Annotated in this window: 14 protein-coding genes; 1 reads left to right on the top strand and 13 read right to left on the bottom strand. The window is 55.4% G+C overall.

Annotation, left to right across the window (positions count from 1 at the left end; genetic code table 11):
* Positions 1–467 precede the first annotated feature (467 nt).
* The 13 genes from FYJ52_RS07185 to FYJ52_RS10245 all read right to left on the bottom strand — a co-directional run bounded on the left by FYJ52_RS07185 (position 468) and on the right by FYJ52_RS10245 (position 19,002).
* Complete coding sequence (locus FYJ52_RS07185; RefSeq protein ID WP_154576548.1) at positions 468–779, bottom strand: HIRAN domain-containing protein; 312 nt, start codon at positions 777–779, stop codon at positions 468–470.
* A 153-nt stretch (positions 780–932) separates the two neighbouring features.
* A complete protein-coding gene (locus tag FYJ52_RS07180; RefSeq protein WP_154576547.1) occupies positions 933–2,012 on the bottom strand; it encodes a Fic family protein in 1,080 nt (359 codons plus the stop codon).
* A gap of 229 nt (positions 2,013–2,241) precedes the next feature.
* Positions 2,242–2,448: a hypothetical protein gene (locus FYJ52_RS07175; protein ID WP_154576546.1), complete on the bottom strand. Its 207-nt coding sequence runs from the start codon at positions 2,446–2,448 to the stop codon at positions 2,242–2,244.
* Positions 2,449–2,637: 189 nt separating this feature from the next.
* Positions 2,638–4,032 carry a glutamylcysteine synthetase gene (locus FYJ52_RS07170; RefSeq protein WP_154576545.1) on the bottom strand — a complete coding sequence of 465 codons (1,395 nt, stop codon included), beginning with the start codon at positions 4,030–4,032 and terminating at the stop codon, positions 2,638–2,640.
* 176 nt (positions 4,033–4,208) lie between these two features.
* Positions 4,209–8,555, bottom strand: coding sequence for a diguanylate cyclase domain-containing protein (locus FYJ52_RS07165; RefSeq protein WP_154576544.1), 4,347 nt, complete (start codon positions 8,553–8,555; stop codon positions 4,209–4,211).
* Positions 8,556–8,598: 43 nt separating this feature from the next.
* Complete coding sequence (gtfB, locus tag FYJ52_RS07160; RefSeq protein ID WP_154576543.1) at positions 8,599–10,035, bottom strand: accessory Sec system glycosylation chaperone GtfB; 1,437 nt, start codon at positions 10,033–10,035, stop codon at positions 8,599–8,601.
* Positions 10,014–11,510 (bottom strand): accessory Sec system glycosyltransferase GtfA, encoded by a 1,497-nt coding sequence (gene gtfA / locus FYJ52_RS07155; protein WP_154576542.1) that lies wholly within the window; start codon positions 11,508–11,510, stop codon positions 10,014–10,016. The genes gtfB and gtfA overlap by 22 nt, the downstream gene beginning before the upstream one ends.
* A 15-nt stretch (positions 11,511–11,525) precedes the next feature.
* Positions 11,526–13,859: a preprotein translocase subunit SecA gene (gene secA / locus FYJ52_RS07150; RefSeq protein ID WP_154576541.1), complete on the bottom strand. Its 2,334-nt coding sequence runs from the start codon at positions 13,857–13,859 to the stop codon at positions 11,526–11,528.
* A gap of 2 nt (positions 13,860–13,861) precedes the next feature.
* Entirely contained in the window at positions 13,862–14,305 is a 444-nt protein-coding gene (gene asp3 / locus FYJ52_RS07145; protein WP_154576540.1) for an accessory Sec system protein Asp3, read from the bottom strand.
* Positions 14,289–15,803, bottom strand: coding sequence for an accessory Sec system protein Asp2 (gene asp2, locus FYJ52_RS07140; RefSeq protein ID WP_205960799.1), 1,515 nt, complete (start codon positions 15,801–15,803; stop codon positions 14,289–14,291). The genes asp3 and asp2 overlap by 17 nt, the downstream gene beginning before the upstream one ends.
* Positions 15,769–17,391, bottom strand: a complete 1,623-nt coding sequence (gene asp1, locus FYJ52_RS07135; protein WP_154576538.1) for an accessory Sec system protein Asp1 — start codon at positions 17,389–17,391, stop codon at positions 15,769–15,771. The genes asp2 and asp1 overlap by 35 nt, the downstream gene beginning before the upstream one ends.
* A 31-nt stretch (positions 17,392–17,422) precedes the next feature.
* The gene (locus FYJ52_RS07130) at positions 17,423–18,622 is read right to left on the bottom strand and encodes a hypothetical protein (protein WP_154576537.1); all 1,200 of its coding nucleotides are present in this window, start codon (positions 18,620–18,622) and stop codon (positions 17,423–17,425) included.
* A gap of 188 nt (positions 18,623–18,810) precedes the next feature.
* The gene (locus tag FYJ52_RS10245) at positions 18,811–19,002 is read right to left on the bottom strand and encodes a hypothetical protein (protein WP_205960801.1); all 192 of its coding nucleotides are present in this window, start codon (positions 19,000–19,002) and stop codon (positions 18,811–18,813) included.
* A 16-nt stretch (positions 19,003–19,018) separates the two neighbouring features.
* Between FYJ52_RS10245 and FYJ52_RS10240 the strand changes: the two genes are divergently transcribed.
* Positions 19,019–21,319 carry a hypothetical protein gene (locus FYJ52_RS10240; RefSeq protein ID WP_205960800.1) on the top strand — a complete coding sequence of 767 codons (2,301 nt, stop codon included), beginning with the start codon at positions 19,019–19,021 and terminating at the stop codon, positions 21,317–21,319.
* The last annotated feature ends 29 nt before the right edge of the window (positions 21,320–21,348 follow it).

Here is a 21,348-nt window from a genome sequence, read left to right as displayed (position 1 = left end):
TTACTGAATGCATGGCCTGTTTCTATTATTGCTATTTTACCACGGTTGTATGGCAACAGGTGAAAAATGATTGCGATAATAAACAAAGCCTAGAGCGTTTGCCCTAGACTTTGTCTACAGTCTGAAACCAGATGGTTGAACCATCTGGTTTTTTATTATTTTGCCCTATTTCGAATATTTTCCATCAATGAAGACCACTTCTTCGTCTTGTCCGTAGGCACTGCCGTAAACCTTCACCAAGCCGATAATCCAGTCGACAGTGGCCCAAATACCGACGCCGCCATCGGAGTATTTTGTTCATAAGTCACCTCGCATATTATTAAATGATACTTAAACGGTATCATACAGCCCGCGCTGTGACAAGATACATCGCGTAAAAACTTTTACAAATTTTATTTTCTGTAAATTTACATTACACTATTTTCAAATGCGTAAAAATATTTATTAATCAGACTTCTATCGTCCTTCTATTTTTCATCCGCATCGTTTTGATCGAGGGCACACAAAATCCCCTTCGGCAAAACGTACATCACTGTCCCTTCTGCTGTGTCGCCAATTTTATCGTACAGCCGGCCGGCACTCATACTTTCGCCCAAAACCGTGAAGGAACTATTTGCGACGTAACCGACTGGCCCAAGCCCTTCCATTTCAACGCGGATCGCTTCTTTATCGTATTCATTGTCCGGTTCTTTGATCAGTTTCACCTTCATGTTGGGTTTGAAAAATTCCTGTCCAAATTTGTAGCTGGTTCCCGTAATGGTAAAATAAATCTTATTCATGCCTTCCCCTCCTTTTCCTCATCTTACAACCATTCTCCGAAAATAACAAGAAAAATAGGCGATGAATAGGCTTGGGTATCTCCTAAAATAGTGCGTTATCGTCCAACTGTGCCGTCCTTTTCGTCCAACTTCTACACGATTTTGGACGAAAAATCAATCGGCTGGACGAATCGCTTCACTGTCTGCTCGGACGTAAAAAGTACCGCGTCCCGCGCCTTTCTTCTCAATCTCGCCCGCTTCGACCAATTTTTTCAGCGCCGCCAGCACAGACGATCGGCTGACACTCGGGCAGTGCGCAACAACTTCCGCGCTGGTGAATTTTCCGATTTTTTCCTCAGTATAATGCTTGACGATATCGTAAGCTGTGCTCCGCTGTCCAGTCTTCGCCATCAGCCCAACGCGGTCTTCAAATTCGATGTAGCAGGCCAAAATGACTTGAAGTGTATATCGGATAAACGGTGTCGGGTCGTTTTTACCCTCATACCAGCCTGCGTCGGCCGCCGCAAGCGCTTCATAATAGCGGTCTTTCGTCTTTTCAATCTGCTTTTCGATGCTGATATATTTGCCGACATCGTAGCCGTTTTGATATAAAAGCAAAAGCGTAAGCAGCCGGCTCATCCGGCCGTTGCCGTCATTAAACGGATGAATACAGAGGAAGTCGCAAATGAACACCGGAATCAAAATCAGCGCGTCGATTTTTTCAGCCGCTGCCGCTTGTTCATAAGCGTGGCACAGCCGCTCGACCGCTTCAGGCGTGTCGTAAGGTGGGACCGGCGTAAAACGCGTCACAACCGTTCCGTCCGGACGGGTTTCGTTAATCACATTCTGCACATTTTTAAAATGGCCACCGAAGGAAAGTCCAGCTTTCTTCAGCAGATCACGATGCAGCTGAAGAATATAGGATGGGCGGATTGGAATGTACCCGTAATTTTCGTGAATGGTGTTCAGCACGTCCCGATAACCTACGATCTCGTCCTCGTCGCGGCTTCTCGGCGTTGTCTTCTCGGCAAAAAGCTGCTTCATACGCGTGCTTGTCGTCACAATACCCTCAATTTTATTCGACGCTTCTGTACTTTGAATTTTAGCTATTTCGACCAGCCGATCCAGTTCCGTCGGTTTTTGACGGACAAACAAATCTTGTCTGCCCTTGCACTCGTGTATTTTAGCAACAAAATTGACAATGTCTGTGGGCCAAGACCGTTCTGCCAACTGAGTGTAGTCAAAAGTTCTCATGCAGCAGCCCTCCTTTCGTCCAATTTCGTTCCCTTTTCGTCCAATTATGGACGATTTTGGACGAAAAATCAATCGGCTGGACGAAAAACTTGTCCCATCCAAAAGTCATGCATCAAAAAAGCGCCAGCCTACTGACGCTGACGCTTCGCTTCATGCAGTCTGCCGTTTGGCACCGCTCGTTTATTTGCCGTAATAATATTTCGATTTGCCGATCGTCTTTTTGCCGTACTCAATCGCGCTCACCGGGCAGCTGCCGATGCAGGCGCAGCACTGCGTAGACCGGCCCGACAAAGACGTAGGGCTTTTCAGAGGTGTAGCTGCCGACGTCGTGTTTTTTCAGATGAACCGCGATGTTTTCAATGGCATCGCCTGTCGCCTCCGCGATCTTTTCCGCCACATGGCGGCTGTTGCCTGTCCCTGTAAAATATAAAATCATCTTGTGGATTCCTTTCTTTCAGTTATTTGTTCAAACATTTGAACCTTATTGTATCATCGAGGCAACAAAAAAAGCGCATCCGTCAAGTAAATCGAGACGGATCAATTTGATGACCCTCTCTTGACAGATGCGTTTATACTTAGCGAAAAAACGCCGCGCTTTCGCAGCTCTTTCGCATCATATTTTCATTCAATCCAACCGGCCGAATTTTTCAATGTAATCCTCAATCGTTTCGCCATGCGCGAGCCCGTTCAGCAGCTCGACCGCCGGCGACTTAAGTTTTTCGGCTCTCGGGTAGAGCGGCTCTAAAAAAGCTTCTTCGTTGAGTCCCCGCTTCGCCAGACCGGCGTGGGCCAGATCCAGAATTTGAACGAGGGTCTTTGAAATGGCCTTTCGATCGAAAATATTTCCCGGGAAATTTTTTTGTACGAACAGATTTCGCAGCTCGGCCGCCGTGTAGCCCTGATGATAAATCGTGCGGTCGCGGGCCAGTAGTTTGGTTAAATCGTGAAGTTTTGCCATCAGCCCGACGTGGAAGGCCCCGGCCGCAAAAATCTCGCTGACCGGCTGCGCGCATACGCTTCTGAATTCCACCGTTCCGCGAAAGGTCAAGTCCTCAAATTTGAAAGAGCGCAGTGCGCTTAAATCCGACTCCTCAGGCTGGAAGGTGATCGGCTTGTACGCCGTGCCGTCAAAAAATTCACCATTCACCTGTTCCGATGCAAAGTAATCGGCCAGGGGTGTCGGCGCAAAGTTGATGTATTTGCCGTCCCGCTCGACACAGTACAAACTCATGCTCCGAATGTAAGCGGCGATCTCCTCGACCGATTCGAAATCCGCGGCAAACATGTCCACGTTGTACGGGTTGACGCCGTGAAGACTGTTGCGCCAGAAATAATCCCGGGCGCAGAGCAGAGACTGGCCGTCTGTCTGCCAGACCGAGTTGGCAAAGAGCACCGCCTTGTAGGGCTCCAGCTTCGAAAAAGTGTTGAGGACCTCGGGCAAATCCTGCTCCTCCACGTCCAGCTGAACCTGGCTCGCGCAGGAAAACAGCCCAAAATTCGGATGGTGGTGAAAGGGAAAGCCGCCTGGCTTTTCGTATTTCGGGTAGGACGACAGATGATGGAGCAGCATGCGGTAGCGCTCGCTGGCCACCGGCACGTTGCGGTTGACAGCATAGCGCGGATTGATGCCCATGCCGGTCAGTGTGTGGCCGCAGCGGCCCAGCCCGTCGTAGAGAAAAGCGTAATAACTGGCGAACCGCCGGTTCAGCTCGTGCAAATCGAACGCCGCGCCAAAAGACAGCTCCACCGTATTGTAGCTGCAGTCGAAAGATAAATTGTCGCCCGTTTCCGGGTGGGTGGCGCTGTAAATGAAGCCATCCGCATCCCGGCACCGCTCTGTAAAATCGAAATGATCGACAAAATCCTCAGCCACTCGATGCACCGCGTCGAAATCTACGGGCAGGGGCTGCCGGTTGACAATGGGCAGTTCGAGTTCAATGCCCGCTTTTTCCGTCCGTGGCCGCCGGGTCGGTGCGATAAACCGCTCATCGATGGCCTGGTCCAATTCCGCTCTATTCATGCTGGTTCTCCTCACTTCGGTGTTAATCCTTATTGTTTTAATAGTTTATGAGGAATCCCGCGATTTGTCAAACAAAAAAACAGACAGTCCGGCGAATTGATATATCCCCGCCTTACTGGGCATCCAGTAAAGCGGGGACATATCAGACCTGCACTGTCTGTTTTTCTGTGGTTTCTTTATTCTTTTTTAATCCGCGCCAAATCGTGGTTATCTGCGCCTTTTTGAGCTTTAACCGATGCCGCGTTCAAATCCGTCACCACCTGATCGCCTGGCAGTCCCTTGGATAAATACATGTACTGATCGGCTCGGTTGACGAGCGTTGCCGCCGTGTCACCAGACCTCACAGCGGTGATGCCGATGGAGATGTGGAAATGAATCCGCTGACTGTCCGCCCGCACATCGATCTCTTCGGCGATTTGGGAAAAGCGCTTGGCCACGCCTTCCAGTTCGTCGCGGTCTCTCAGCTGCAAGAGCCCGACAAATTCATCGCCGCCCCACCGGCAAAACCGGTCGATCCGGCGGCCGTATTGTCTGAGGGCAACGCCGAAAGCCTGCAGCACCTCGTCGCCCACCTGGTGGCCGTAACGGTTGTTGATGCCGTGGAAATCGTCGGCGTCTGCAAAGAGCACGGCGAAAACGTTGCCGGTCCGGCGATAGGTTTCCAGCGCCTCTCGCAGACAGAGATCCATATATTTCCGCCCCGGCAGACAAGTGATCGGATCCCGCGTCGCCACTTCGTAAACATCTTGGATCATCTCGTCATCGTAGCTCGCATCGGTCAGCGGCACAAAAAGCGCCACGAGCTCGTTGGTCTTGCCGGCCTCGTCCTGCAGGGGAATCAGCGTGTTGCGGATCAGAATATCCTTGCCGTCCGAACGGCGCATGAACATCTGCATGGTCTGCGACTGGCCCGTCGCGAGAGTCACAATCGCCGGGCAGCGATGGTCCGGCACGGCAATGCCGCTCGTAAAAGAGCACCCCAGATTGGATTCGAAGCAGTCGCGCCCCAGCATCTCTTCTGCCGCATACCCGAGAAGATTTTCCGCCTCGGCATTCCAATACTGCACGCGGTGATCAATCGACAGGATATAACATCCGACACCCGCAGAATCCAGGAGCTCCCGCAGCGCTTTGCCGCGAGCGGCCTTCCAATCTAAATCGGGCCGCTTCCCTCCCCCTTCCTGCAGCAAGGCCTTTTCAAAGCTAGGCAGCTCGTCGGCGTACACGACGTGCATTTCGGCTTCGAGGACGCACCGCATATCGCCGACCTTGCGAATGCCATTGATGGCGCTTTTGATGCGCTGGGAAAGGGATTCGATATCCTGCGGCGACGCGTACTCGCACAAAATGGCGAAATGGCTGGCGCTGATCCGCGCCGCGATGCCGCCGTTGCCGATCTGTTTCACAATGGCGTCTGCGCAGGCGCGCAGTGCCGCCTCGAGCGCCTTTTTGCCCTGGATCTTCCCGATCTTCGGCAATTCCGGAACAGTCGCAAAAATAAGGCCGTAGGGTCTGCGGGACAATCGGTAATCGGAATCGTAGTTGAAGAAATGAGTGGTGAAGCTCGCCGCATTTTCGAGCCCGGTCACCGGATCGATCGTGTCCGCATGGCCGTGGCTGCCGCGCATTTCAGCCCGCATGTTGTCGTCGAGGAAATAGCCCATCAATCCGACAATTTGCCCGTCACGGTACAAAGGCCATTTGGTCGCGTAAATGTCCCGGGCGACACCTTTCGCGATGCATTTTCCCGGCACGTTGCTGGACCGCGCACCGGTGTGCAGAATGGCCAGTTCTTCCTCGTGGTACGGCCCGTTGTCCAGATGCCAGAACATCTCCTCGTCGGTTTTGCCGAGAATCTGATTCGGCGAATCGAAACCGTAGTAGTCAAGGAAAGCCTGATTGGCGCCGAGGAATCGGCGGTGCCGATCCTTCCAGAAAAGGGGCACCGGCATGTAGAGCATCAAATCGTCCCAAAGGGAAACTTTCTTGTTAACCAGCTCAGTATTCCAGCCGATCAGCGAGGCGTACGGATCCTGCTGCTGCCGCGCCTGCTCTTCTTTGACAGCGGCCATGTCCATCGCGCGGACCGCGTAAAGAAATTGTTCGCGGGCCGTCCCGGGAATGCGGATGATCCGGTGGGACATCCAGTTGAAGCGGCCGCGGTCGTCTGCAGTTCGGAAGCCGCTTTCCAGAATACCGCTCTCGGCCTGCGCCAGCCGCGACGAAAGGGTCGCCGGTTCGATAAACGCGGCGTAGCGTTTTTGGTCCGCTGCAAAAATCGGCGGGAACAAAGGCGAGAACCGACCGTCCTCGCCGCAAATGGGCTCGCGATTATCTCCCTCGGCACCATTCTCACCGAACTGAATGCTCGTCACCGTATTGTCCGTCAGATCGAGATGGAAAAGGGTCTGGTAGAAGTAGCGCAGACTCATCAGCATGCGCGTTTTCTCAGAGAGCCGCTCACCGGTTTTGAAAGAATCAAAAACATTGACCACAAATAAATACTGGGAATCCGTTTTGCTGATCAGGCGGTAGCGGCACAATAATTCCTGCCCGTGGAACGCGTAGTACAGCTCGCCGGATTTACCCGTCTGAATGGCGTACCGGGCGGCCTGGTACAATTCCCGATTGGCCGGATGATGGCCATCGTTCAGGCGCGCCTCCACTGCTTCCTGCGTCTCGACCCCATCCTCCGCGAACAATGCCATGGCGACGTCGTTCACGTACAAAATGCGGAAAGTCTGGTGCTGCTCTTCAATCAGCATCAGGGGCAGGTCCGTCATGAAATTGACCTGCTGCACCGCGTCGTAATAGGGTTTCTGTTCCACATTTTCGACGGTTGCGCCCTTTTCCATGCAGTTGCGCAGGGCCTTGTCGTAGGGCATGGGTTTGCTGAAATAATACCCCTGCAGGAAGTCGCAGCCGCTCCTTTTTAAGAAATCGGCTTGTTCTTCGGTTTCCACCCCTTCCGCCAAGGTCAGGCCGCCGATTTTCTTGTCCATGGCAATGACCGACGACACGATCTCCCGGGAACGCGGCGTATCCTTCCGCAAAAAGCCCATGTCCAGCTTCAAAACGTCAAAATCGTAATCCTTTAAGAGGTTCAGCGTCGAATAGCCGCTCCCGAAATCGTCAATCCAGATTTCGTACCCCGCTTCCCGGAACCGGTCCAAGGCCTGAAAGATCTTGGTTTCGCTGGAGGTCAGGATGCTTTCCGTGACTTCGATGTGCAGCATCCCGCGGGAGACGTCGTATTCCTGGATCATCGCCTCAATTTCGCCGAAAATGTCACAGCACAGGAAATCCACACGCGACAGATTTATAGAGATATGGATGTCCGGCGCGCCTTGTTTTTCCCGCTCAGCAATGCCTTCGATAACTTGGCGGATGACGCAGAGATCCAATTTCCAGATTTGCTGCGTCTCTTCCAGTACATTGATAAAGACATCGGGAAACAAAAAGCCCTTTCTCGGGTCGATCCATCTCACCAACGCTTCCATGCCGCAGATCTGATTCGATATAGCGCGGATAATCGGCTGATAATAGACCTGAATCCAGCCCTTCTCTACCGCCTCATCGACGTGGGACGCCACGTATTCCGCTATCTTCAGGGCTTTACCGCTTTCTTGGGTGTAAAAAGAGAAGAAGGTGTTCACGTGTTTGCGGTTCTCGTCGCAAGCCAGCTTGGCCCGATTGCAGACTTCTTCCGGGTTGATGGCGGCATCGTCCCAGGCACACGCCCCGACACTGCAGTCGACGCTGCTCGGCGCTATCTGGCAGATCATGGCTCTGGCGTGGTTGGCCCGCTCCTCGAGATCGCGGTTGTCCACGAGCACAGCGAACTGGTCGCCACCGAAACGGGCCGTTCCAAATTCGGGAAAGGCCATCTGCAGGATTTTGCCGATGGCTTTCAAGAAGTCATCACCGGCGGCAACGCCGTAATGCAAATTGATCTGTCTAAAATTGATCACGTCAAAAAAAAGTACGGCCAGCTGACGGTCCTCGCTGCCACTTTCAATCTGCCGGCGGGCGTTGGTCATCAGCGAAAAAAAGGCGTGCATTTTTAACAAACCGGTCTGCGCGTCCATATGGCTTTTCGCATCCAGGATGTTCTGCATGCCCAAGTCGACGACGAAATTGACGAGCAACAGGCGGCCCTTCCGGTCGATCTGTGCTTGGGCGATGATGCGCACGAGGCGGATCCTGCCGCTCTGAGTGACAAGGCGGCATTCAAAATGATCCTGGTCCCCCACGACGCGGCTGACCCGCGCGTACACCGCTTTGGCCGTCTCCACGTCGTCCGGATGCATCATCTGCCAGTAATCACCTTTTACACTTTCGCGCAACATTTCCGCGCTTTCAGCTCCCATCATTTCGAGAAAAGGCCGATTGACAAACACCGGCACGAACCCCTTCTCCGGCGCAAAGGCGAACACACCTCCAGGGATGCTGTTTAATATTGGTTCAAGGGGTCCTTCTAAAAGATATTCCCTTAAAGGATTGGAATTGCGGTTCATGCTCATTGACTCTCTCCATCCATTAATTGTTGATCATTGACTTCGTCAATTAAATTGTATCATCCAAACGTCTTCCACCGGAAAACAACTGCCGGTAAACCCCGGCAGATTCGCTCATCGCAGCCTCCCGCTGTGCGTTCAGATGTTGTTCAAAAAGCGCTGTGTCGGCTGCGAGCCGCTCGGCCAACCGGCATAGGGGCAACGCATCCGAAAAGCAGTTCATCTTTGACGTGTACCGGCGGCGGTGAAGGGTTCCCTCAAGGCCAAGAATCAGCTGATTGTTTAAAAAGGCCCGCTTCACAGACGATAGGATTTCACCGCCGTGGTTGACGTCAAAATAATAATCACATTTTTCGAACAATTCGTCAACGACTTCTTTTCTAACGATCGGGTAAAGTCTAACGTTGGCGTGCCGACCATAGGCCAGGAGACGGCTGGACATTTCCGTCACGGCCGCGATGTGGAAAGTCATTTGCGGCAAATGGGTCAGAAACGTCTCCAATTGTTCGATCTGATCGGAATTCGTGCAAATCAGTACGTCGCGCCGACGGCGGTTCATCCGCTCAAAGGGATAGACGAATCCGAGGGGGCGCACCTTTTCAGCCGGAGCGCCCAAAGCGGTGAGCTGTTCCCAGCTGGCGCGATTCTGCACGTAAATGGCCGATGTGTTGGCTCGGCCCTCCAAAATCATCTGCATATTCCCCGGAATGTCCGGCCGGGGGTTTTCCTGCCAAAACAGCACGTGGCCGCCTTCGGCACAGCCGAGCTGCTCTGTGACAAACAGCGGCGTCGACAGCGAATTGTAGAAAATCCGCTGGCCTTCCGCGCCGAGCTCCCGGATCATCGTCGCCGCGAGGGCGGTCCGGTTTTTGAACAGCTCGGTCTTCCCCCGGCGGGTGACCAGAATATCACGGGTGACGGCGTTCTCGACGACGCGCTCCCGGCCCGCGCCGTCGAACCAGGTGCGGCAGAAGCGCTCGCCCTTCCGGTTAAAAACTGTCCTGGCGTACAAAATCCCGCGCCGATCGTAATGATCCGTCGCGCGGACTACCCCTTTTTCGTTGAGCCAGTCCACCTCGCTGACCAGGCGCCGCCCCGAGGGGCCGCCGTAAAAAATCCGGCCGCGCAAATGGTTCAGGTCGTGAATTTCTCCACTGCCGTTGTTGCTGCTGATTTCCCAATAATCCGGCACCTCAATCTGATTGAAAAACCGGGGCTTCCCCCGCTGCCACCCCGCGTGGGACAGGCGGTAGGTCCACTGCTGCTCCGGGGTTTCGTCCGGTGCGTCGCCCGAATCGGTGCAGAACCAACGAAACAGCGACAGGACGTCCGCCGGCAGAAATCCCGCGTCACTCACGACGACGACCGGCCCGTCAAATCCCGACAGACGGAAGGACTGCTTCAGTTGATCCGCCATCTCGTCATAGTGGTCCAACAGCAGGACGCCCTTGGATTGACGCCGATTTATGCGATCACACTTTTCCATCTCTGTTCCACCTTTTCTGTTAAATAAGCTGCTGCAATAGCGTAGGCATGCGCCTGGAAAGCCGGCTGGTCTGCTGTTTTAAAAAACCGGACGAGCCGATCCCGCAGCCCCTCGATATGGGCCTGAACCGAGGTGCGCGCATCGACCGGAATCAAATAGCCGTTGCGCCCGTCATCAATAAAGGTCGGATTGCCGTAGGGCACGTCGAAGCCGACGATCGGCAGGCCGCTGCCCACCGCCTCCATCAGGCTCAGACCGAATCCCTCGCTCGTCGAACCCGACAAATAAAGCGCGTAATTTTGGTACACATCCGTCATGTCGTGCTGCCCCATCAGGCGGATATAACCGTCCGCGCCCTTTTCCCAAATCAGCTGAACCAGCGCGTTGTATTCGCTCCCGGCGCCGTAAATATCCAGCGTCATCTCCGGAATTTCCGCTTTGGCCGCGGCACAGGCTTCGATAATCCAGTCGATGTGTTTTTCCGTGGCCAGGCGGGACGCCGTGACGATCGAAAAAGGCTTTCTGCCTTTTTTAGGATCGGGGCGGCGGAGTTTGTCTAGGCTGCCCACCGGAATGGTGACGATGTTCGGCGCCTCGCCCACATACTGTTTAAACTGCGATAACATTTTGTCACGCTGGGCGTCAGTGGAGGTGACAAAAAAATCAATATGGCGGATCATATCGAAGGCGTACTCGTAATAATTGTTCCAAAGAATTTGATTCTCATCCGTGCTGCCGGCGCTGTAATGGTCCGCGTGGACGACGATGCCAGTTTTTGCCGTGCCGCAATTTTGCAAAATAGCCTGGCCAATGCCGGTGGTCCGGTCGATGATCACCGTGTCCGATGCCGTCAGGCCAAGGCTGCGGACCATGTATCCCACCAGCGCCTCTTTCGAGTACAAGAGCTGGTCGGGGAAACGGTACATCACGTCGCCGCCGTCGATGATTTCCTCGTAAGCCGTGGTCCCGTCGGTGTTGAAAAACCGCCGCAGGTACAAATGGGCTTTGCCGTCGAGGGGCGCGTAATATTCTGAATAGACCCGGCCGTAAGTGAAATAATCCTTCCGGATCAAAAACCCCCGGGAGACGTATTCCACCCGGTGCAGGCGCTCACTCCGCTCGTCCGCAAAATACAAGGTGAGAAAATCACCGCCTTGGGCGCCCACCATCCGCCCGATTTTTCCGCTGCGCTGCATCGGCACCTCGGGGATAGCCAGGGTTTGTCTAAAATCCGCCAGGGTGTAGGTGACCGGCGCAATTTTAAAATCGGTAAAGAAGGTGTACAGCCAGATGATTTCTTCGTCTTCAAAGCCGATGCGGCGTGTGTAATGCTCGATATTTTCCTGGGGGAACATATCGGTAAAGACAAATTTCGCCGGGGCGTCAATGCCGCGGAACATCCGTGCGCGATACACCTGGGCGTATTCGACCCCGCTGGAGGCCCAGCCAATACCGAGATTAAAATTGTAGATCATCCCAACCTCCTGTCTTTACGGGAATATGATTGTCATTTTGCCGTCATCGCCAATTTGGGGATCCCCCAAGAAGAAATTTCGGGCGATGTTCTGCTTCATGGTGGCCTTCATCGCTTCAAAGGATTGGTAAGCTTCGCGGCTGTACTCGAAAATCGGGTTGCGCTGCGCGGTACCCCGGGTGGTAATCGCGTACTGCAGCTGCTGCAGGTAGTCGACCTCTTCGACCCAGCCGTCGTCCAATGCGTTCAATAAGCACTGCCGCGTGTATGCCTGCAGCTGGTCTGCTTTTGAGAAACCGGCCGCTTTCTGTTCGTAGAGCCGAGCAGCGTAAGCTTCCATGCGTTTCAACAGCCGCTGCTGGTCTTTCCGGCCATGGCCATCAATTTGGATGACCGCCGGATCCAGCTCGTAGGTCAGATTGTCGAGAACGTAGCGGCTCAGCTCGTGGGGCGTCAAACGGGGATGGGCCTTCACAAAAGCTGTCAGGTTGTCCCGGATGATGCCCCGCATCATCCTCGGATCGATGTCGCCCTTGTCCAGCAGGCGGTCCCGGGCGGCGTACAAAATTTCCCGCTGGCGCCGCAGAATTTCGTCGTAGCGCACGGATTGTTCCCGCGTCGAAACGCCCTGCTCTTCCATCGTCTTCTGGGCGCCGTCGATGAGCCGTTTGAGCCGGCCCGGAGAAATGCGGCGGCTGCCGTCGATGTAAGCCTCCACCTTTTCACCGTTCATGGTCGTCACGATTTCGTCCTCCAGCGACACAAAGAACTGGGACGAGCCCGGATCACCCTGGCGGCCGGCCCGGCCTCTGGCCTGACGTTCCAGCCTGACGTTTTCCATCCGGCCGACACCGATGACTGCCAGCCCGCCGAGAGCCTGCACCCCCGGCTCAAGCTTGATATCGGTGCCCCGGCCCGCCATACCGGTAGACACCGTCACCGCGCCGCGCATGCCGGCGGCAGCAATGATTTCCGCCTCCCAATAAGCGTTATCGGCGTTCAGCACACTGTGGGGGACACTCTCGCGCACCAGCATCCGCGAAAAGATCTGGGTATCTTGAATGGTGGCCGTTACGATGAGCACTGGCTGGCCCGTCCGGTGGTGTCGGAGGGTCTCTTCAAGGGCTGCCTGATACTGCTCTTCGGCCGTCACAAAATACTGGTCTTTCTGATCGATGCGCTGCAATTTTTTGTGGGGCGGCACCACGACAACCTTTTTGTGATAGACCGTCCGCAATTCTTTTCGCGCGTCGGCAATGGTCCCGCTCATGCCGCACATTTTCGGGAACATCAAAAACAAATTCTGGTAAGTGATGGAGGCGACTGAACGCTGTTCTTGGGTCAAGGGGACGTGCTCCTTCTGCTCCAGCGCCTGGTGTTCGCCGCCGCGAAGCTTCATCCCCGGCAGGCTTCTGCCGGTGCTGTTGTCCAGCAGGACGATTTCATCCTGATCGGAGACCATGTAGTCGTTCTGCCGCTCGAAGAGAACGTGGGCCCGCAGCGCCAGTGTCACGTGGCGGTTGAGCTCGAAATGCTCCCTGGCGTAAAATCCACGGATGCCGAAGAAGCGTTCGGCGTATTTGACGCCTCGTTCCGTCAGCCAGACGGCCTTGTCCTCAGTTTCGTAATCCAAATCCGCTTTGAGGGTCGAGACGAAAAAGTCCGCCATCTGATACAGATTCGACTGGACTCGGGGCGCACCGGAAATGACTAAAGGCATTTGAGCGCCGTCCAGCAGCACCGAGTCAGCCTCGTCGATGATGATGAAATAAAAATCCCGAAGGAAGCGGTCCTCCGCCCGCATCACCAGATTGTTTAACAGATAGTCAAAGGCCAGCACGCTATGGGTCGTGTAAAGAATATCCGCCTTGTAATTCTCGCGCTTCTGATCATTAGTCAGAAATTCTCCCGGCGTCTGCGACACGCCGGCGCGCTGGTCGAGCCCCATGAACGCAAAGACCGGGCGCATTTCCTCCGCGTCGCGGTAGGCCAGGTACTCGTTGGCGGTCACAAGGATCGTGCTCTTTCCCGTCAGGGCGTTCAGGTACAAAGGCATCGTCGCCGTCAAGGTCTTGCCTTCGCCGGTGTTCATTTCCGCGAGAGCGCCCAGATCCATCGCGATGGCGCCGTAAATCTGCACATCGTAAGGGTATTTGCCCAAGACCCTGCGGTCCGCCTCGCAAATGGCTGCGTAAGCCTCCGGCAGAATCTGCTCCAGGGTTTTCCCGTTTTTCAGCTGCGCCTTCAGTTTCGGCGTTTCGGCTTGAAGCTGTGCGTCATTCAGAGCGCGCATCGCCACGCCCTGAGCCTTGACTTTTTTCAATAAGTTGTTCAACCGTCTGTCTGCCATGGTTATGCTGTTCTTTCTGAAATTGTAAAGGAATGGAAATGGAAGGTGTGGGCCCCGGCGCAGATCAACTGCGCCTCGTAGCTGTAGGTCTTCAGCGGACACCGAAAATCCATCTCGGGCTGGTCGACGACCAGACTGCCGGCTTCATCGCCATTTTTCCCAAGAAAAACCAGCCGCAAGAAGATCCCGCCGGGCACGTCGCAGTCCACATCGACGGCGACGTGGTAGCGCCCTTCGCCGTCGATGATCGGCAGGGTGGGCTCCACACGCCCGGCCTGGAAATTGACCATCGAATACCAGGTCTTGATCGCCGTTCCCGGCGGCATCAGCAAGTTCTTAAAGACAACGTCGTCCGCCGCCCGAAAGTCGATTTCCGTGCCGTACAGATAGGTATCGCTGACGTATTCATTCCAATATACGGTCCAGCTTTTATTTTGTTCCGCCATCTTCCGCTCCCTTTCTGCCGTATCCGTCCCGAAGCACCCGCTGGTACTGCCTGAGAAACCAATTGACGATCCCCGAGGTATCGTCGTTGTGGCGCCCGTGCAGCCCCTTTCCGATGATTTTGGCGCCTCGGCCGCTGACGTGGGAAATGAGCTGGGTGTAGGCGTCCGCGTCGTAATCGTCCTCGATCATGTAGGCCACGCAAAACGTCCGGCCCGACCAGTCCGTTCGGTCGAATTTACTCCAGAATCGCCGGTTCATCCGTCTAACCGCGTCATCGTCCAGCTGGTGGTACTGCTTCCACATCACGTCCAGAGACGTCGGGAAACCGCCCGGCCGGGCGATCCGCTCCGCCTGCGCCATATTGCCGAGGCTGGCCAGGGGCTTGCCGACGATGAGGTAGGCCGGCCGGATCATCGTGCCGTAATACAACGCGCCGAACGTCCCCATCGAAAGCCCGGAAAGGATTACCTGATCCCGGGAAAATCCCAGTGTGTCCATGGCACCTTCGATGACATTTCTCAGACGGCGTTCGTATTCCGCATCACCCAAATAAAAGGCGCCGCCTTCCAGCCGCGGCTCGCTGATCAGCAGAAAGGGCGCGCCCATCCTGCGCATCATACGGTAGCCTTCAAAGCCCTCCATGGTTTTATACCCCGAAAAATACACGCACAGCGGCGGCTTTAAATCCCCGGGGTCCAAATACGCGAAGATTTCCTCCCGGCTGCTGGCGGCGATCCGCGTGCTCCCTGGCAGAAAATCCCCTGCGCCCCGCCGCGAATACCGGTCGTGCAGCGCCACAATGCGCAGCCTGCCCCGCCCCTTGGCGTTCAGGGAGACGAAAACCGGGCCATCCTGCTTGGGATTGTCGATCGTCACCGGGCGGCGCATCGCGGCCTCGTCAAAGGTCCAGATTTTCTGAATGACTGAGACGCTCCCCGCCACAAATTGCACGACCTGAAGGGCGATGTCCACCTCGCCCTCCTTTTCGTATTCCAGCCAGAAATCGATGGCCTGCCCCGCTTCCACCGGAATGTTGCCGCGCCAGAAGGCAGCCTGCTGCATTTTATCGCCAAAAAAGCCGTCCATGACCATTTCCGTGAACCCGTGCCACGCCGCCTTTCCCTGAAAGCCCGGCGCCACCGTCAGGGTATGGGCGTCAAACTTTTCGCCGTAAGGGCGCCCGAAATAATTCCTGAGCTGTTTTTCCAAAAAGGGCTTCAGATCCTGCCGCGGCAGTTTTCTGCCGCAGCGGCGCCCCATCATTTTCGCCATTTTCCCGCTCAGCGGGACATCGTCGAGAACGAAAAGGCTGTGGGCCCGCACGATTCTGGAGAGGATCTCGGCTTCCCGGTCGGTGAGGATGCGGTCAATCAGGGCCACGTCGTATTCTGCGTCTTCAAAGCTCAGCTCCGGCTCGTAATGCCATTCCGTGTCCGAAGGGAGAGCGGCCTGGCGGGAAAAATCAGCGGGGCCCAGCTGCAATGCTCTGATGTTCAATGTTCGCAATGACCTCCTTCCAGGATTGTACAAGCTGGCCTGTCGTGAACCGGCTGCCCAGCTCGTAGGACGCAATCTGCGCCTGGTTCGCGTGGGCGACGCTGCTCAAATAGTAATCCAAAGCCGCTGGCAGATCCTCAAGGGTTTGGAGGACGATGCCGTTTTTGCCGTTTTGGATATAATCCGTCTCCCGGGCTGTAATCTGCGGCATGCCGACACTCATGGCGGAAATCTGCAGGAACTGATCGGGAACGGCTTGCAGGTCGACGAGGACCCGCTGTTCCCGCAGCGTCCGGCTCACGGCCATTTCGTCGACGCACTGCGCGACCGAGAAGACGGCCTCGGCGAGACCCTGGGTGTCGATTTGGCTCTCGGTCACGCCCTCGTCTTCTCTGGCCAGATCGGGATTCATCCCCGCTGCCCGAAGGGCGTTCCGCGCGCGGTGCATCAGCTGGCCGCTGATGTTGTAGCGCGACGCGCGCGTAAACAGACAGACCCTGGCTCGGGGGTTGACTTTTTGAATGTAGTCCGCGAGCAGCACCACCAGCTGGTCAAAATCAGCGTCCCCAATCTGATCGACGGCCAGCAGGATGTTCTGCACGTGAAGGTGCAGGCTGTTGCCAAATTCCTGCCGCGAGTCGTAGGGGGTGATTACGCGGATCGCCGCCGCGTCCAGCCCCGATTGCTTCTGAATCTGAAGGGCCGTCGCCTTTTTATCGGCGACGATGGCGTCCGCCCCCGCGATCAGGGCCGCGTCCCCTTCGCCCATACCGTTTTCGTCCAGACGCCGCCCGAAAAAGGAGAGCACCGTTTTGTTCTGGGATAAGGTCTGCGCCAGCACCTCGGCATGCAGCGGATGCATGGCGATCAAGAAAATGTCCGCGTCCGACACCGTCTTCAGACTTTCCGCCATGACCTCGGCGATCATCTCGTCAATTTTGTCGTATCGCGGCTTCCGGTAAGGGACGTGCGCGATGCCGCCGTCGGTGCGCACGCAGTACCAGCTGCTCTCCGGATTGACGATGACGTGCCCGTCGTCCATGTACCGCGCAAATTTCCAGACGCCGTCCGCGTCGAAATACTGCTCCCGGACAGGAACCCCGCTGCGGTACACAATCTGACAGGAGATGAAGCCGCGGTCGTCGTAGACATTGCTGCACGTCCGCTCCCCGTCTTGGAACATGTCGACGCGGAACATATTGCCGTCTTCTGCGAATTCGATCTGCGCGTATTTTTCGACGCCCCGTCTGACGATCACCGCAAAGGGCGAATAAATGAATTCGACGCCCTCCGGCCAGGACAAATCGTGAAAGGAAAAAATGGCGATATCGGACAGCGTGATGCCCTGCATCGCGTCAAAGCAAGACCAATACGGCGCGTGGTACACGCCCTGGCGGTGAAGAAAGTGTCTAAAATTGGGGGAGAACCCGAGCAGCAAAATCTTAAAGGGCGCGACATTTTTTCTGAAGAACAGCTGAATCTGCTTCACCGTGTCGTCAAACTCCGTCACGGTTCGCGCCCGGTACCAAACCTGCTCGTTTTCCTTCCAGTCGCCGTTTTGATACCAGGCTGGAATAAAGTACTCCATAAGTCCTCCTTTGTGGTTTCGCGCGGTGCCCTCACATGAAGAAGCGGTACGCGTCGTACCGGTAATACGTGCCAATTTCCTGCACCAAACTGCAAACAATACTGACCAGAATCATACCCGAGGATGGGAGCATCGCCAATGTCGCCGGAATGACATCCTGCAGCGATAACACCAGCGAAGCGGCCATGCATCCCGCCTGGAGCAGCCCGCTGATTATACTCCATTTCAAGACCAGGCCAACCAACATGCGCGTCGTGTGGGCACCGGCGTACACCCCGACGATGCTGTCCCCGTTGCGCTGGAGCTGTCTGGCGCTTTCCTTTGGATTTAACATGATGAAAGCAAAGACGATCGACAAAGCGACAATGATGATCAAATACACGGCAATCCCCAACGGCTGTGTCATCACTATATCCTGACGGATCTGCGCCAGCGCCGCGCTCTGGGGAATGATAACCGTCAGCAGCCGGACGGCGTACCGCGGCACGATGAAGGCGGCCGTCGCAAACATGACTGGCATGATCCCGACCGGGTTGCGCTTGTAAGCCAAGTAATTCCGATCGGCGTGAATATTGTGGATGGATACCCGCTGCAGCGGCACGCGAATAATTGAATTTTCCATAAACGCCGTGCCCGCGATAACCCCTAAACTGATCGCCATCAGGACCGGATAGCGGAGAAAATGATGGGCGTCTAAATTTTGAATCAATGCGGTCAAAACGTTGACTAAAATAATCGGCATCGGCGCGCCGATCCCGTGTTTTTCATTAGCGGTGCACAAAATAAAGGTCAGCATCGCCCCGCCAATCATTTCCAAAATCACAATCCCCTGTACCAAAGCGACCGAGCCTGCACTCGGAGCGTAAGTCAAGTCCGTCGATTGGACAACAGCCATCACGACGGTAATGACCAAGGCCGCAACGCGCATCCAGCGGTCCTGCTTCTGTTTGGAAATTTTAGCGCGGCTGTTGGCACTTTTCATCGCCGAAACGACCTGCACCAGGAGGGAGGCATTGATGTACGGCATGATCCCCAGCGCCATGATGGTGCGCTGGTAGCGGTCGCCGCTGAACATCGTCGTGACCAGAGACTGCGCGTTGACGCCGATGTAGCGCCCGCCGCCGCTCGAGACGCCGTAGAGCAGCACGCTTCTCGCCGCCAAATAAACGGCCAGCACGATCAACGTGAAAACCAGCCGCTTCCGCAACTCGTGCGTGTCGGTGTGTGCCATGGGGTCCCGCCTCCTTTCCAACGACGTCGGTGCGTGATTGCACCTCTAACGCTTAGGATTATAACATAAAAATGAGCAATCCCTCTATATAAAGTGCATGCCACAACATGAACACCCAGAGGCATCGCTCATTTCTATTGTGCTATTTTATTTTCGAGTTTTATTTAAGGCGATGCCGCCCAGGCCGATCAGTGTTTGATCACCTGGAGCGGTACCACACTGTCCAATGCGTCGATTTCAGAAGAGGCCGCTGCATCACCCGCCGCGGAGCCGTCAGCCGAGGCCGCCGTTGACGCTGCGCTGACGGCGCCGTCCGATGCGGTCGAGCTGCCTGCCATATTGTTGCTGGGCGACGCGCTGAGGGAATCTTCCGCGGACATCCGGATACTGTTGGAAATGCTGTTGCTGTTTTCCGTTTCCGATTCAGAGGCCGCCGTTGACGCCGAGGCCGATTTACTTTCACTGGCCGCTGCGCTGGCGCTGTCGCTCGAACTTGCCCGCTGGCTTGCGCGCGTCTGTTCATCTGCTGCCGAGGCAGAAGTGCTGAGCGATGTGCTTTCGCTGGTCGACGTGCTCAGTTGCACCGACGTGCTTGCTGGGGCGGTGCTCGTGCTGGCCGCCACTGCCGAACCGGCAGCCGAAGCCGAAACGCTGAGAGAAGCCGCCGCGCTGGCCGAAACTAATGCAGATGCGCTCATCGACGCGCTGGCACTGGCCGAAACACTCGCGCTCGCTGACTGCGAAGCCGAGGTTGAGCCACTAGCCGATGCACTTGTTGAGGTGCTTGTTGATTCAGACGCCGCAGCCGATTCGCTTGCACTTACTGACTGCGAAGCCGAAGTTGAACCACTAGCTGATACACTTGTTGAAGTACTTGCTGATTCAGATGCCGCAGCCGATTCGCTTGTGCTTGCTGACTGTGACCCCGAAGTTGAACCACTAGCTGATACACTTGTTGAAGTACTTGCTGATTCAGATGCCGCAGCCGATTCGCTTGTGCTTGCTGACTGTGACCCTGAGGTTGAACCGCTGGCCGATGCACTTGTTGAAGTACTTGTTGATTCAGACGCTGCAGCTGAAGCGCTGGTACTTGCTGATTCAGATGTCACAGCCGATTCGCTGCTACTTGCTGACCGTGACCCTGAGGTCGAGCCACTAACCGATGCACTTGTTGAGGTGCTTGCTGATTCAGATGCCACAGCCGAGGTGCTTGCGCTCGCTGACTGCGAAGCCGAAGTTGAACCGCTGGCCGATGCACTTGTTGAGGTGCTTGTCGATTCAGATGCCGCAGCTGAAGCGCTGGTACTTGCTGATTCAGATGTCACAGCCGATTCGCTTGCACTCGCTGACTGCGACCCTGAGGTTGAACCACTAGCCGATGCGCTTGTTGAGGTACTCGCCGATTCAGATGCTACAGCCGATTCGCTTGCGCTTGCTGACTGCGACCCTGAGGTTGAACCGCTAGCTGATACACTCGTCGACGTGCTCGCCGATTCAGACGCCACAGCCGAGGTGCTTGCGCTCGCTGACTGTGACCCTGAGGTTGAACCACTAACCGATGTACTTGTTGAGGTGCTTGTTGATTCAGACGCCGCAGCCGATTCGCTTGTGCTCGCTGACTGTGAAGCCGAGGTTGAACCGCTGGCTGATGCACTTGTTGAGGTACTTGTCGATTCAGACGCCGCAGCCGATTCGCTTGCGCTCACTGACTGCGACCCTGAGGTTGAACCACTAGCCGATGCACTTGTTGAGGTGCTTGTCGATTCAGATGCTGCAGCCGATTCGCTTGCGCTCGCTGACTGCGAAACCGAGATTGAACCGCTGGCCGATGCACTTGTTGAAGTACTTGCTGATTCAGATGCCGCAGCCGATTCGCTTGCACTCACTGACTGCGAAGCCGATGTTGAACCGCTGGCCGATACACTTGTTGAAGTGCTTGTTGATTCAGACGCCGCAGCCGATTCGCTTGTGCTCACTGACTGCGACCCTGAGGTTGAGCCACTAACTGATGCACTTGTTGAAGTGCTTGTTGATTCAGACGTCGCAGCTGAAGCGCTGGTACTTGCTGATTCAGACGCCACAGCTGATTCGCTTGCACTTACTGACTGCGACCCTGAGGTTGAACCACTAACCGATGCACTTGTTGAAGTACTTGCTGATTCAGATGCCACAGCCGATTCGCTTGCGCTCACTGACTGTGACCCTGAGGTTGAACCGCTGGCTGATACACTCGTCGACGTGCTCGCCGATTCAGATGCTACAGCCGATTCGCTTGCGCTTGCTGACTGCGACCCTGAGGTTGAACCGCTAGCTGATACACTCGTCGACGTGCTCGCCGATTCAGATGCCGCAGTCGATTCGCTTACGCTCGCTGACTGCGACCCTGAGGTTGAACCGCTGGTCGATGCGCTTGTTGAGGTGCTTGTCGATTCAGATGCTGCAGCCGATTCGCTGCTACTTGCTGATTCAGATGTCGCAGCCGAGGTGCTTGCGCTCGCTGACTGTGACCCTGAGGTTGAACCGCTAGCTGATGCACTTGTTGAGGTGCTGACTGAAACACTTGTGGATTCAGAGACCGACGTCGAGCCACTGACACTTGCCGATTCACTTCCAGACTCGGATGTCGAGGCCGATTCGCTTTCTAAGCTGCTTTCAAATTCAGACACTGATGTTGAATTGCTTGCACTCGCTGACTGAGACGCTGAGGTTGAACCGCTGGCCGATGC

It is taken from the genome of Pseudoramibacter porci (assembly GCF_009696145.1).
Taxonomy (GTDB): Bacteria; Bacillota; Clostridia; order Eubacteriales; family Eubacteriaceae; genus Pseudoramibacter; species Pseudoramibacter porci.
The sequence above is the reverse complement of the archived record's forward strand: the minus strand, read 5'-3'. Positions and strand labels throughout refer to the sequence as shown.